The following is a 14,365-nucleotide window of genomic DNA, read 5'->3' as shown; positions in this document are numbered from 1 at the left end:
CCTCGTTAAGAATTTGGATAGGATAATGAAATACATAAAGATAAAAAAAATGGTTTTTTTGGCAGTAGTGGTGATTCTGGTATTGTTCATCTCGGTAGCGGGGTACCAATACCTAATGGTCGTGGTAGCTCCTGAATATGATCCCGATACCATGCCCTTGAACTATGAAATAGTGGGCAAGGGCGAAAGGAACATCATCCTGATCCATGGCATGGCAGGTACTAAAGATTATTGGAAAAAGGATTTGGAACAAGTTACCGGAACGTACAGGCTTCTTTTGGTCGACTTGTTGGGCTTTGGCGATTCGCCAAAACCCCAAAGTGAATATACCCTCGAAATTCAGCTTGCGGCACTTGAGAACATCATCACGAACGAGGGCTTTAATAATGGCAACACCCTTATCTTGGGCCACTCCATGGGCGCGGTAATTTCCTTGGCCCTCTTTGCGGAACGCCCCGACTGGTTTAGAGGGGCTACGGTCATAGGCCTCCCCGTTTTCGAAGGCAAAGACCAATTTTTGGAACAGATGTCCAGTAATTCCTTTTTTGACAAGCTTGCCGTAAGCTCCTATGGGAAAGTGTTCTGTATGCTCCACCCCTTATACATTGTCCAATGGTTCAAGCCTAAAAACCTGACCGATGACGTTTTTAGGGACTCGAAAAAGCATACCTGGCAGAGCTACTACAATTCGTTGGACGAGGTCATTCTAAAAACGGATCTCTACGCCCTTACGAAGAACATAATCAATCGAAAGATCCTCTTTATCCAAGGCACCGATGATAAAGTGGCACCCTTTGTCAACGTGGAAAAGTTTGCAAAGTCTTTTCCCCGTGCAAAATTAATGGAAATACGGGATGGTGACCACCAGCTCTTTCTGAAGGTACCACTTGAGGTTTGGAAAGCGATAGATAATTATTTTGACGGAAAATCACAATGAACAGGAATGAATACTAATCTGAAAATGAAATAGAAAGATGAAAAAACAAAAATACAGTACAGATCAATTCTACGGATTGATGCACACGGACGTCGAGGGAATCGATGCCCTTATTGAACTGGCCCTGAACATCCGGTGGTCATGGAACCATGCCTCGGATGAATTATGGCAGCAACTAGATCCGGAACTCTGGGAATTCACACGAAACCCATGGGTCATTCTACAAACGGTTTCACGAGATCGACTGGAGGAGCGTTTGACGGACCCGGCTTTTCGAGAAAAACTTAAAGGCCTATTAAAGGCAAACGAACAAGCGAATTCCGCTCCTTCATGGTTTCAGGAAAAACATCCGAAGGCAGCACTTACGACCATTGCCTATTTCAGTATGGAATATATGCTCAACGAGGCCCTGCCTATTTATGCCGGTGGCCTGGGCAATGTAGCGGGAGACCAACTGAAAGCCGCCAGCGATCTGGGCGTGCCCGTTGTTGCCGTTGGGCTACTTTATGCCAAAGGCTATTTCCGTCAGGAAATCGATAAATACGGCACGCAAAATGCCCTGTTCCCCTATAACGACCCGGGGCAATTGCCCGTTACGCCCTTACGCTTACCGAACGGGGAATGGCTTCGTATAAAGGTATCGTTGCCCGGTCACCCGATATGGCTCCGGGCCTGGCAGGTACAGGTAGGAAGGGCGAGACTCTATCTTTTGGATAGCAACGACGCCGCCAACTTGCCGATTCATCGTGGAATTACCGATGAGCTGTATGGGGGTGGGCCCGAACTGCGCATAAAACAGGAGATCATATTGGGTATAGGAGGCTACAGATTACTAAAAGCCTTGGATATAAAACCCGAAGTCTGCCATATGAACGAAGGTCATGCGGCGTTTTTGGTCCTGGAACGTGCCAACGATTTTATGAAGGCGAACGGCACTTCTTTCGAAGAGGCGCTTGCCGTAACCCGGGCGGGCAACCTATTTACCACTCATACAGCAGTTGCTGCCGGTTTTGACCATTTCAGTCCCTCGTCCATGGAATACCATCTAGGTGCTTATACCAAAGAAGAATTGGACCTGGATTTTAATGATCTGATGGCCTTGGGGCGTGCGGACGCCAATAACCGATCGGAAAGTTTTAACATGGCCTATCTGGCCATTCGTGGTAGCGGGGCGGTAAATGGCGTTAGCCGTTTGCACGGAGAGGTAAGCAGAAATCTTTTCAACAATCTTTTCCCGCGTTGGCCGGAAGCTGAAGTTCCGGTAGGCCATGTGACCAATGGAGTGCACATGCCATGCTGGGATTCCAAATATGCCGATGAAATCTGGACGGAATCCTGCGGAAAGGATCGCTGGAGGGGCGAACTCGATGACCATTCAGCACATATTTCGAAACTATCCGACGAAAAACTCTGGGAATTTAGGGCCCGATCCCGCAATAGCCTCGTCGGCTTTGTCAGGGAAAGGTTTGAGACGCAGGCAATAATCTCGGGCCTTCCGGCGGAAGTGGTTGGGGGCGCGAAACAGGTTTTTGACCCGGACACCCTGACCTTGGGCTTCGCCCGCCGGTTTGTGCCGTATAAAAGACCGGATCTCTTGTTACACGATCCCGAGCGGTTTGTACGAATCCTTACCAACCCGGAACATCCGGTACAATTGGTCCTGGCCGGTAAAGCACCGCCATTTGATGAAGCGGGAAAAGGATTGATACGAAAATGGGTGCAGTTTATCCAACAGCATAATCTGCACAGGCATGTCCTCTTTCTAAGTGATTATGACATGATGTTGGCGGAAAATTTGGTCCAGGGCGTGGATGTATGGCTCAATACGCCAAGACGGCCCTGGGAAGCCAGTGGTACCAGTGGCATGAAAGTACTTGTGAACGGTGGCCTCAATCTTTCGGTACTGGACGGTTGGTGGGCCGAGGCCTATACTCCCGAAGTAGGCTGGGCCTTGGGCGATGGCCAAGAACATGGCGACGATCCCGCGTGGGACGCGCACGAGGCAGCAGCACTATATGAAATACTGGAGCAGCAGGTCGTCCCCGAATTCTACGCACGTAACAAAAAAGGAGTATCGGAAATTTGGGTAGAGCGCATGCGAAAAAGTATGGCGACCCTAACGCCCCGTTTTTCAGCCAACCGAACGGTTCGCGAATATACGGAGGACTATTATCTGCCAGCGGCGATCAACTATAAAAAGTGCGCAGCGAGAAAAGGGGCTAAAGGGAAAAGAATCGTTGGCGCAGGCCATGAGCTCAAAGCTAAATGGGATGCCATAAAATTCGGACAAGTTCAAATCGAAAGCGAACGCCAAAAACATCACTTTAAGGCACCTATCTGGTTAAATGGGATAAACCCAAAACATGTTCAGGTAGAACTGTTCGCGGAAGGGATCAACGGTGGGGCACCCGAAAACATCAAGATGAAATTGGATTGGATGGGGGAAGATGGGGCACATAACTTTTATGCAGAGGTAAACACTTCCCGGCCGACGGATCATTATACGGTGCGCATTGTACCCAGCTACGAAGGTGTATCCGTACCGTTGGAGAATAGCTTGATACTATGGCAGCATTAAATCAAATTTCAAATAATTGAACAGATGAAAACACTGGAATATCACGAAACCATATTGAAAAAAGTCAGCTTCGACAAGCGGTTGTTAAAGATGGAACTGAAAAAGGCGGTACGTAATACCACCTGTTCCGAACAACCGGCTCTTCTTGAATGGTGCGGAGAGCACCTTGGCGAGGAATACAAAAAGATGGCCGCCGGTTTTATGGAAAACAAGAGCTGTGCTTTTGATGAGTCGGATTCATGACTGGTGCGAATAGTCATTTTGGTCATGACACCGAGTTATCAATATTCTAATTTTAAATACCTAGAACAAAAAATGCTTCCGGAAAATTCAAATCTCTTAACGATCAATGGCGGTTCATCCAGTATCAAGTTCGCTATGTATGAAATGGCCATAAACCCAAAGCCCTTATTTTTCGGGAGTATCGACCGCATTGGGTTGGATGGTACCACCTTTAATTTAACCTATCCTGAGAATGATGAAAAGATAGGTAATAGGATATATTGCCCCGGCTTTTATGAAGCTGCCATATTTCTGGTCCTTTGGCTCAAAAAACAACCTTGTTTTGATAGGGTCACATGTATTGGACATCGCATTGTCCATGGTTTGAACCACACACACGCAGAAGTAATAAACGCATCTTTATTAAAGGAATTAAAAGATATCCGTGATTATGATCTAGATCATCTTCCTGCCGAGATCGAAATCATCGAACTGTTCAAAAGCAGATACCCCGACCTGTTACAGATAGCATGTTTCGATACTTCCTTTCACACAACGATGCCCCGTATTGCTAAAATACTGCCCATACCAAGGCGATTTGACAAAGCAGGTATTCAGCGGTATGGTTTTCATGGCTTGTCCTATACCTATCTCATGGAAGAACTCAAAACAAAAATGGGAGTTGAGTCTAATGGGAGGGTCATTCTGGCCCATCTTGGGAATGGGGCCAGTATGGCAGCCGTTAAGGATGGAAAAAGCATTGATACCACCATGGGCTTTACCCCCACAGGTGGTTGCGTCATGGGCACACGGAGTGGCGATCTGGACCCCGGCGTGGCTTGGTATATGATGAACAGCGAAGGAATGAACACCAAACAGTTCAACCATTTGATCAATCATGAATCAGGTCTTCTGGGAATTTCCGAAACAAGTGCCGATATGCAAGATCTGTTACAAAAAGAAAGCTCGGACGAAAGGGCGGCAGAGGCAGTAGCCCTTTTCTGTTATCATATACAAAAGTGGATCGGTTCGTTTATGGCCGTGTTGAGAGGCCTTGATATATTGGTTTTTTCCGGGGGTATCGGCGAGAAAGCACCGATCATCCGTTCAAGAATTTGTGAAGGCTTGGGCTTTGCCGGAATTGAATTGGATGAGGACAAAAACAATCAAAATGGGTTTCAGATCTCCATGATAAATGGCAAAGTAAAAGTATTGGTAATGCCTACAAATGAAGAGTCGATCATTGCAAGAAACACAACGGATTTGTATAACAAGTCCAAAAACAAAGAAAGACAGCTATAAAATAAGTAAGACATGGAAAATAAAAATAGTAAAAAGGGACAAATGGAAATAGCTCCAGAACTTTTGGATAAAATGGATGCATACTGGCGGGCGACCAATTACCTATCCGTAGGTCAGATATATCTATGGGATAATCCCCTGATGCGGCAACCGTTGAAAGCGGAACATATTAAACCCATGTTATTGGGGCATTGGGGCACTACCCCGGGCCAAAACTTTATATATGTCCATCTAAACCGTATCATCAAAAAATACGATCTGAAATGATTTTTATCGGGGACGCCTTATTTCCGGGGGGCAATGACTATTCGGTAAAACAGACTGGGGTGGTTTCTATAAGTGTAAGGAATCCCCACGAAACGAAACGGATTATCGAAACAATTAACGCATGTCTAAAAAATTAAATAAAAGTATTAAAATAAAATCAAACAACTAAAACAGTAAAAAAATGAAAAAAGAACACAAAAAACAAACAGACCATACAGGCAAGGGCCACGAAGGGCACAAAAACCAGGGTGATCAGCCCACGATGTCTGAACAAATGGCTTACGAAATGGGCCATGACGGCCAGGACATGGCGGCTATTGTTCGCGATCTGCGCAACCGTTTTTGGATCTGCCTTATTTTCACGATCCCGATCTTTATCTACTCCCCGATGGGAGGCTTCTTCACTCCGCCGCAACCACCGTTTGGTCTGGACCTAAACCTATGGCTGTTTTTATTGGCAAGTGCTGCGGTACTTTATCCAAGCTGGCCGTTCTTTGTTTCTGCCTGGCGTGCCCTAAAAAAAGGCATTCTAGGTATGGCAGTACTGATAGTACTGAGCGTGGGTACGGGCTATATCTTCAGTGTCATCAGTATATTCTTTTTGGAAGGGGGCGACCAGTTCTTCGAGGCCATAGCCGTTCTGTTGGTTTTTATCCTGCTCGGACATTGGCTCGAAATGCGCGCCCGTGCCGGAGCCTCATCGGCCATAAAGGCATTGATGGACCTTACGCCTGCAAAGGCATCGGTTATCCGCAACGGTGAGGAGATCGAAGTCCCAACTGCGGAAGTATTGCAAGACGAAATCGTCGTGATGCGCCCAGGTGCCAAAATTCCAGTTGATGGAACGGTGGAAAGCGGAGAATCGTTGGTTGACGAGTCCATGCTCACAGGAGAATCCATGCCTGTCAAGAAAGGTCCCGGCGACACCGTCATCGGTGCCACGATCAACAAGACCGGTAGCTTCCGCTACAAGGCGACCAAGGTTGGGGCCGACTCGGCACTGGCACAGATCGTAAAACTGGTACAGGAGGCCCAGAACTCCAAGGCGCCGGCACAACTTTTGGCGGATAAGGCAGCACAATTACTGGTAATTGCCGCAATCATCATCGGCCTTGCAACCTTTTCGGTTTGGTTTTGGTGGATTGGGGAGCCGCTGATGTTCGGACTGACATTGACCATTACGGTATTTGTGATCGCCTGTCCGGACGCCCTGGGCCTTGCAACGCCAATGGCGGTTATGGTAAGTACCGGCCTGGGCGCCAAGAACGGTATTCTTTTCAAGAATGCATCGGCACTAGAAGACGCGACAAAATTGAACGTCATCGTCTGCGATAAGACCGGTACACTTACCGTTGGCCAGCCAGAGGTTGTGGAGATTGTTACTGCAAAAGGTATTACCGAAGATCAATTGCTTACTGCTGCCGCTGCCGTAGAGCAGGGATCGGACCATCCGTTGGCACAGGCCATACTGCGCAGGGCGGAAAAACTGACCGTGGAGGCACCTACAAAATTCGAAAGTCTTGACGGTATGGGGGCACGTGCGGAGACCGCCGCCGGAACGGTGTTCCTTGGCAACCGCCTGCTAATGGATACCCAGAAGCTCCCACTTGATGGTCTGGAAAGCGAGGCCACTAGAATGCAGGAAGATGGTCGCACCGCTGTACACGTGGCCCAAGCAGGTCGTGTGATTGGGCTTATCGCTATCGCAGATGCCATAAGGCCATCGTCAAAGGCAATGGTAGAAAAACTAGGTAAGCGCGGTATTGAAGTGGTTATGCTTACAGGCGACAACGAAGCCACCGCAAGACGAATCGCCAAGGACCTTGGGATAGATAACGTCATGGCCGATGTGCTACCGGCCCAAAAAGCCGAAAAAGTGAAAGAGCTACAGGCGCAAGGCAAGAAAGTTGGTATGGTTGGCGATGGAGTTAACGATGCGCCCGCACTAACACAAGCCGAAGTAGGATTTGCCATTGGCGCCGGGACCGACGTTGCCATGGAAAGTGCGGACGTGGTACTCATGAAAAGCGACCCCTATGATATCGTAGGTGCCATAGAGCTCTCCCGTGCCACTGTACGCAAGATGCACCAGAACCTCTGGTGGGCCGTTGGCTACAATGTGTTGGCGTTTCCGCTGGCGGCAGGGGTTTTGTACCCTTTTGTGTTGAGCCCCGAGGTTGCGGCACTTTCAATGTCCGGCAGTACCCTCATTGTAGCGGTCAATGCGTTATTGCTGAAGTTTATCAAACTGGAAGGCATCCATACACTGGACAAAAAACCGGCCTAAAATGTAAGAAAAGATCAACACTAAAAAACAATATTCAATGAACACTAATAAAATTAAACATATAGCAGTATTTACTTCTGGGGGCGATTCCCCGGGTATGAATGCAGCTTTATTTGCCATTGCAAAAACTGCCGAAGTGAACAGCATAAAATTAAGTGGTATCCGAAAAGGATATGAAGGCCTAATAGATGGCGATGTGGTTCCCTTGGATACCCGCGAATTGCAAAAGATGGCGCATCGGGGAGGAACACTGTTAAAAACAGCTCGGAGCAAGCGGTTTTTGACGTTGGAGGGAAGACAACAAGCTTTGGAAAATCTTAAAACGAACAAGATAGATGCCCTGATTGCCATAGGCGGTGACGGTACCTTTAAAGGGCTATTGGCATTTTCAGAAATCTGTGACCTCCCGTTTTTGGGCATTCCCGGCACCATAGACAACGATCTGGCCGGTACCGATTTTACGCTCGGTTTCGATTCTGCCGTAAATACGGCTATTGAAAACATCGATAAGATCAGGGACACCGCAGAAGCTCATAACAGAATATTTCTGATCGAGGTGATGGGTAGGGACTGTGGTTATATCGCCATCCACTCTGGATTGGGTACCGGCGCGGATGCCATTTTGATCCCTGAAAGCGCACATGACTTTATCCAATTGTTGGAAAAGGCGGGAAGTTACGATCGTGAAGAGGCCTTTATCGTAATCGTTTCAGAAGGAGATGAACTCGGGGCCGAGGTGGCAGCGAAAAAGATAAAGGAAATAAACCCTGACGTGGACCTGCGCATTACGAAACTGGGGCATGTGCAACGCGGGGGCAACGCATCCGCTTTTGATAGAATGTTGGGCATACGGCTTGGTGCAGCTGCTGTAGAGGCACTTTTGCGCGGAAGGAAGAATGTCATGGCGGGAATCTTGAACAACGAACTGAGCCTGACCCCATTTGACCGAGTGGTAAAAGAGCATCAAGTGAATGATGAATTGCGAGGCCTATTAAAAATTTTCGGGAGCTAAAAATAGAATGAAACGATCGACAACCAATATAGCGATAATTTTATTGCTGACTGCAGCGACCATAGTCTTTGAGATAAGTCTTTCACGCTTGTTCTCATACCTTCTTAGTTTTCATTTCGTGCTCATTATCATTGCTTTTTCCATACTCGGTCTTGGCATTGGCCAGATAACGTATGCCAAGTATTCCGAGAAGATAGATCATTCATTGCTTTGGTGGATGGCACTACCGTCAATCACGATGTTTCTCAGTTTTGCCCTTTTGCTAGGCCTTTCACAAATAGACGTTTCGTCATCCTCGGGTTTTAGCCTGCCCGTTTTTATACTCTTGTCAACTATTCCGTTCATGGCCATCGGAATAGTCTATGCCCATATTTTTGAAATGGATAAACGGCATGTGTCAACCTTATATGCCTTAGATCTTATAGGGGCGGCCACAGGCGCACTCGCCTCCGTTTTTTTGCTCAACGTATTTGGCTTGGTACAGGTGGTGGCGATTGCCATAGGTTTACTGTTGCTGGCCCTGATAATAGCGTTGACAGCAGGCAAGAACCGTTTTTCAAAAATACTGGTCCCTTTGGTGCTGGGCGTTATTTTTTTAATGGGATTTGCAAAAGATGGCCTGGACTTCGATATACCCGTTGCGAAAGATCCGTCCAAGGATTTGTACCGGTTGATGGCCAACCCTGCTTTTAAAAGCGAAAAACTGGAAAGCCGTTGGAGCGCATTTGGCAAGACCGATCTGGTCAAGTTCACTTTTCCTGATGGTACCGTGTCCAGATCTATGTTTATCGATGCCGCCGCGGGCACCGATCTCATCGAGATCGACGAGCTTGCCAAGGATACCGTCGAAATGCGAAAAGTATTATCCGGATTTCCGGCCGTATTTGCTTTGAACTTTTTAAGCGAAAAGGAAAAGGATTCCGTGCTGATAATAGGTCCCGGTGGTGGAATAGATATTGCCGCAACATACTTCATGGGCTTTAAATATATCGAGGCGGCAGAGGTCAACCCTTCCTTTGTAGCATTGATGGAAAAATACAATCCCTCTACCTTCCTCGATAAGGAGAACATAAAGGTACATGTGAACGAGGGAAGAAATTTTGTGGTCGAGAACAAGGGGAAATACGATGCCGTTATGTTGACCATCCCGGTGACCAAAAGTTCAAGGGGCGCAGATTTTTACGGACTTACCGAGAACTATTTGTTTACCATGGAGGCACTTTCAGATTATCTGGATGGTCTAACGGAGGAAGGGGCCATCTTTTTTACGATGCATGCAAGGCAGGAAGTATATAAAATGCTGGCGAACTTTTTGGAGCTTCAGGACCGGATGGGGGTAGGTCAAATAGAGGCGTTAAAAAAGGTTTATATCTACTCCAACGGGATGAACCCGGTATTGGTCATTAAAAAGAAACCTTTTGAGCCGAAAATAATCGAGGAGGTACACGGTACGGCACATTATGTAGAATTGGATCGAGAGCCGTTTTATTTTCCCTATATCGAACAAGAAGGTTTAGATACCATCGTACAGAACATAAATTATAAGTGGTATATGTTCGACGACCTGTTGTATGATATCTCCAAAGGCTCCTATGCGTATGATGAACTTTGGAAAACCGCATCCATAAACTTGAGTCCGGTTTCCGATGATTCCCCCTATTTTTTTAATTACAACAATGGCATACCCGATGCCATGACCACCCCCTTATGGCTTGGTCTGTTCATCGTCGGGTGGTTCATATCCAACCATGTGAACGGATGGAGATCGGTTTCTTTTTCAGAAAATACCTCTATGTATATGCAAAGAAAATTTAGAGCCTGGGCACTTATATCCTTTTTGTTGGGATTCTCATATATACTCATACAAGGGTATCTTTTTCAAATACTCAACTTAAAGCTCTCCAACCCTTCCCAGTCCTTTTCATTATTGCTTTTTACGTTTTTACTGGGCAATGGGGTGGGCAGCCTTTTGACGGGAACTTTCAAAAAAAATCTTTCCCGTAAGCTCATCGTATACTCGGCCTTGATCGTTTTGGTTTCCTTATTGACCGTATATGTACTGCTCCCTATATGGTATAAACAACTATCAGAATTCTGGATAGCCTTATTTTTACTGCTTCCGTCTTTCTTTATAGGGATCCCTTTTCCAGTATTGCTAAAAACGGCCTCCTCGCTGAAAGAGAAGAAAAGCATTCCCTATTTATTAGGTATATCAAGCGTGGCGGGTGTTGCTGCCTCGATCTTTGCCATTGTCATTTCCATCCTGTATGGTTACAGGTTTGTATTCCTGCTCGGCTTGTTCGGATACGGTGTAGTGATAATGCTGGCGTACAGATTAAAAACCCTTAAAATCGTACACACATGAAAAAATGGTCCTTATATATAGGAAGCTACTCAGGAATCAAGGTATTTATCCATTGGACCTTCTGGATCATTATTGGATGGATATTCATGATGCACTTTGAAATGGGACATGGATGGGCCGAAGGCCTGGCAGGCGCCCTCTTTATCCTAACTTTGTTTGCCTGTGTGGTACTGCATGAATTTGGCCATGCGTTAACGGCCAAAAAATATGGTATCCCAACACGTGATATTACGCTCTACCCCATTGGTGGCGTGGCCAGTCTCAATAGAATGCCCGAAAAACCCGCCCAAGAGTTGGCCGTGGCCGTGGCCGGCCCCGCGGTAAATGTCATAATTGCCGGGATTCTCTATATTTTTCTGTTTTCGACCGATCAATTGTTGCCCATCTCGGAAATAGACCATATGAGCGGTGACAATTTTTGGTTCAACATCATGGCCGCCAATGTGATCCTAGCTGTTTTTAATTTGATACCGGCTTTTCCAATGGACGGCGGAAGAGTGTTGAGGGCAGTTTTGGCGTTCAATATGGACAAGCTCAAGGCAACGACCATCGCTGCACGGGTAGGACAATTGCTGGCCATCGTATTTGTATTCCTAGGGTTCTTTTCCAATTTTTGGCTGGTGTTCATCGGCCTGTTCATTTTTTTGGGGGCCGGGGCCGAAGCGGTACAGGAAAGCACGAAATCTGCACTCCTCGGATATACCGCAAGTGACGTTTTGATTCAAAAATATACCCGACTATCGCCCATGGAAACCTTGGAAAAAGCAGTACAGTTGTTGCAGAATACCCAGGAACAAGGCTTTGTGGTCGTAGAGAACGATCAGGCAATAGGTGTCCTGACACGAAAGGAACTGATCAAGGGGTTGACCGCATATGGAAATAATTCCCGCGTGTCCGATATAATGCGAAACGACTTCGCAATAGTTGCGCCAAATACGCCCCTACAACAAGTGTATGAAAAGCTCGTGTCCAATAACTCTCAACTTGCCGCGGTCTTGGATAATGGGCAGTTGACAGGTATTGTGACCGTAAAGGGAATTAATGAAATGATAATGGTTACAAGGGGAAGAAAAAAATAATGCAAACACATCAAAACATAAGTGAGCTATTAAGCCCCTACATTCTGGGGGTACTCCTGAGCACGGGTATAGGCCTTATCCTTGGACTGGAAAGGGAATATGACAAGATAAAGGATGAGCAGGGGTTTGCCGGTATTCGAACATTTCCGATTGTTGCCATAATAGGCTTTATGGTGGGCAGTTTGAACGAGACGTATACTCCTTGGCTGGTCATTGTTAGTTTGGCGACCATTATTTTGTTTTTTGCCATCAGCCATTTGTCCATTGTGCAGAAACATTCCATGATCGGTAATACCACAAATCTCGCTTTGATTGCCACATTTGTTCTTGGTGTTATGGTTTCGGGCCATTTGTACAAAGAGTCCATTGCCACTGCTGTAATTGTGGTTACGTTGTTATCGCTCAAGACCACCTTCCGCTCGTTCATTAAGAATATAACGCCCGAAGAACTTTTTGCCTTTATCAAATTTTCAATCATTGCCCTGTTGATATTACCATTTCTGCCCGACAAGGATTATGGGCCTGAAGGCCTACTGAACCCTTTTGAGATCGGGGCAATTATTGTCATTGTCTCCTTTCTGAACTTCATCGGATATTTTTTGGTCAAATACGTTGGGTCAAAAAAAGGAATCTTGTTGACCGCTATTCTGGGTGGTTTGATATCGAGTACGGCAGTTGCTTGGATCTATGCCTCCAGAAGCAAGCAGTCTCCCGAGCTTTCAAAAAAATACGCAGCGGGCATCATCATAGCATCGGCGATCATGTTCCCTAGACTTGCCGTTCTCGCCTATATTTTTAATAGTGCCATCCTAGGCTATTTGGCAATCCCCTTTGCCCTGCTTACGGTGGTCTGTCTGGTAGCTTCCCTGCTTTTGATACGTAAGGATACCGATCAGCCGAACACGGACATTAATTTGGGGAATCCGCTCAATATTTGGAATGCGATCGGTTTTGGCGGCATCTATGTGGCCATCCTGTTTGCGGTTTTCTATGGAAATAAATTTTTTGGAGAAAGTGGTCTGTACTATTCGGCATTGATTGCGGGTCTGGCAGATACCGATGCGATAACCATCAGCATGGCTAAATTTGCCTTATTGGATGAAAAATTGATTTTGGCATCCAATGTCATCATTGCAGCGACCCTGAGCAATATGACCGTGAAATTGGGCATTGCCTTTTTCAAGGGCTCTAAAAAAACAGGGCGACTCGTGGGCTATGCCTTTGGGGCGGTCGTCCTTCTTGGCATCCTTTATATCCTGCTTAATTCTTGGATAAATTGAAATTTTAAAACTAGAAACGAAAATGAAAACAACCGTATTCAGCACCCATAAATTTGAAGATCCCCATTTGCTATCTGCAAATAAAGGCAAACACGAGCTTAACCTACTTGAAGTACGGTTGACCGAAAGCACGGCTTCCTTGGCCCGTGGCACCGAGGCCATTAGTTTGTTTACGAGCGATGATGCCTCGGCGGTAGTACTTGAAAAACTTAAGGACATAGGAATCAAATATATCGCCCTGCGTACCGCTGGATATAACAACGTAGCTGTCGAAAAGGCTGCTGAACTTGGCATAAAAGTAGCCCGTGTCCCAGCCTATTCCCCATATGCCATCGCAGAACACACCATGGCGCTGATACTTGCATTGAACAGAAAACTGATGAGGGCCCACAATAGGGTCAGGGATATGAATTTCTCGCTGAACGGACTTACAGGGTTCGACCTGAACGGGAAAACAGTTGGTGTAATAGGCACCGGAAAAATTGGGGCTATCCTTGTTAAAATACTGCACGGTTTTGGTTGTGATATTTTGGCCTATGACAACTCTGAAGATGGAGAACTCATCGAAAAGTACGGGGTCCGCTATACCGACTGCTCAACAATCTGCCGCCAAGCTGATATTATAAGCCTGCATGTGCCTTTAGTGCCTTCCACCAAACATTTGATCGATGCCAAGCGTATTTCATTGATGAAACCAGGGGTAATGCTTATCAATACCAGCAGGGGTGGCTTGGTGGATACCAAAGCGGTCATTGAAGGTTTAAAAACAGGAAAAGTCGGATACTTTGGGATGGATGTTTATGAAGAAGAGGAAGGACTGTTCTTTGAAGATCATTCGGACGAAATACTACAGGATGATGTCATTGCACGTTTGATGACCTTCAGCAATGTTCTGATAACGAGCCATCAGGCATTCTTGACCGATACAGCCTTGACCAACATTGCAGATACGACCATACATAACCTTGATAGTTTTGAAAAAGCAACGGTTTCAGGGAATGAAGTAAAAATAAATTACAACAACTTGTAAAACTTA

Annotated in this window: 11 protein-coding genes; all 11 read left to right on the top strand. The window is 46.3% G+C overall.

Annotated elements, in window-relative coordinates:
* Positions 1 to 25: 25 nt before the first annotated feature.
* The 11 genes from GTK07_RS17050 (at position 26) to GTK07_RS16995 (ending at position 14,359) form a co-directional block, all read left to right on the top strand.
* The gene (locus tag GTK07_RS17050; RefSeq protein WP_235855467.1) at positions 26 to 937 is read left to right on the top strand and encodes an alpha/beta fold hydrolase; all 912 of its coding nucleotides are present in this window, start codon (positions 26 to 28) and stop codon (positions 935 to 937) included.
* A gap of 37 nt (positions 938 to 974) precedes the next feature.
* The gene (gene glgP / locus GTK07_RS17045) at positions 975 to 3,515 is read left to right on the top strand and encodes an alpha-glucan family phosphorylase (protein WP_163636413.1); all 2,541 of its coding nucleotides are present in this window, start codon (positions 975 to 977) and stop codon (positions 3,513 to 3,515) included.
* 24 nt (positions 3,516 to 3,539) lie between these two features.
* The gene (locus tag GTK07_RS17040; protein WP_163636412.1) at positions 3,540 to 3,758 is read left to right on the top strand and encodes a hypothetical protein; all 219 of its coding nucleotides are present in this window, start codon (positions 3,540 to 3,542) and stop codon (positions 3,756 to 3,758) included.
* A 72-nt stretch (positions 3,759 to 3,830) separates the two neighbouring features.
* The gene (locus GTK07_RS17035) at positions 3,831 to 5,039 is read left to right on the top strand and encodes an acetate/propionate family kinase (RefSeq protein ID WP_163636411.1); all 1,209 of its coding nucleotides are present in this window, start codon (positions 3,831 to 3,833) and stop codon (positions 5,037 to 5,039) included.
* 12 nt (positions 5,040 to 5,051) lie between these two features.
* Entirely contained in the window at positions 5,052 to 5,306 is a 255-nt protein-coding gene (locus GTK07_RS17030) for a phosphoketolase family protein (RefSeq protein ID WP_203583836.1), read from the top strand.
* 181 nt (positions 5,307 to 5,487) lie between these two features.
* Positions 5,488 to 7,593, top strand: a complete 2,106-nt coding sequence (locus GTK07_RS17020; protein ID WP_163636410.1) for a heavy metal translocating P-type ATPase — start codon at positions 5,488 to 5,490, stop codon at positions 7,591 to 7,593.
* Between the two features lie 37 nt (positions 7,594 to 7,630).
* Entirely contained in the window at positions 7,631 to 8,605 is a 975-nt protein-coding gene (locus tag GTK07_RS17015; RefSeq protein ID WP_163636409.1) for a 6-phosphofructokinase, read from the top strand.
* A 7-nt stretch (positions 8,606 to 8,612) separates the two neighbouring features.
* Positions 8,613 to 10,970, top strand: coding sequence for a hypothetical protein (locus GTK07_RS17010; RefSeq protein ID WP_163636408.1), 2,358 nt, complete (start codon positions 8,613 to 8,615; stop codon positions 10,968 to 10,970).
* On the top strand, positions 10,967 to 12,049 hold the full coding sequence (locus GTK07_RS17005) for a site-2 protease family protein (protein ID WP_163636407.1): 1,083 nt from the start codon (positions 10,967 to 10,969) through the stop codon (positions 12,047 to 12,049). The genes GTK07_RS17010 and GTK07_RS17005 overlap by 4 nt, the downstream gene beginning before the upstream one ends.
* Positions 12,049 to 13,329 carry an MgtC/SapB family protein gene (locus tag GTK07_RS17000; protein WP_203583835.1) on the top strand — a complete coding sequence of 427 codons (1,281 nt, stop codon included), beginning with the start codon at positions 12,049 to 12,051 and terminating at the stop codon, positions 13,327 to 13,329. The genes GTK07_RS17005 and GTK07_RS17000 overlap by 1 nt, the downstream gene beginning before the upstream one ends.
* A gap of 22 nt (positions 13,330 to 13,351) precedes the next feature.
* Positions 13,352 to 14,359, top strand: a complete 1,008-nt coding sequence (locus GTK07_RS16995) for a 2-hydroxyacid dehydrogenase (protein ID WP_119648633.1) — start codon at positions 13,352 to 13,354, stop codon at positions 14,357 to 14,359.
* The last annotated feature ends 6 nt before the right edge of the window (positions 14,360 to 14,365 follow it).

Source organism: Flagellimonas sediminis (genome assembly GCF_010500845.1).
GTDB lineage: Bacteria > Bacteroidota > Bacteroidia > Flavobacteriales > Flavobacteriaceae > Flagellimonas > Flagellimonas sediminis.
Note: the sequence above shows the minus strand (reverse complement) of the source record. Positions and strands in the feature narration are given on the sequence as shown.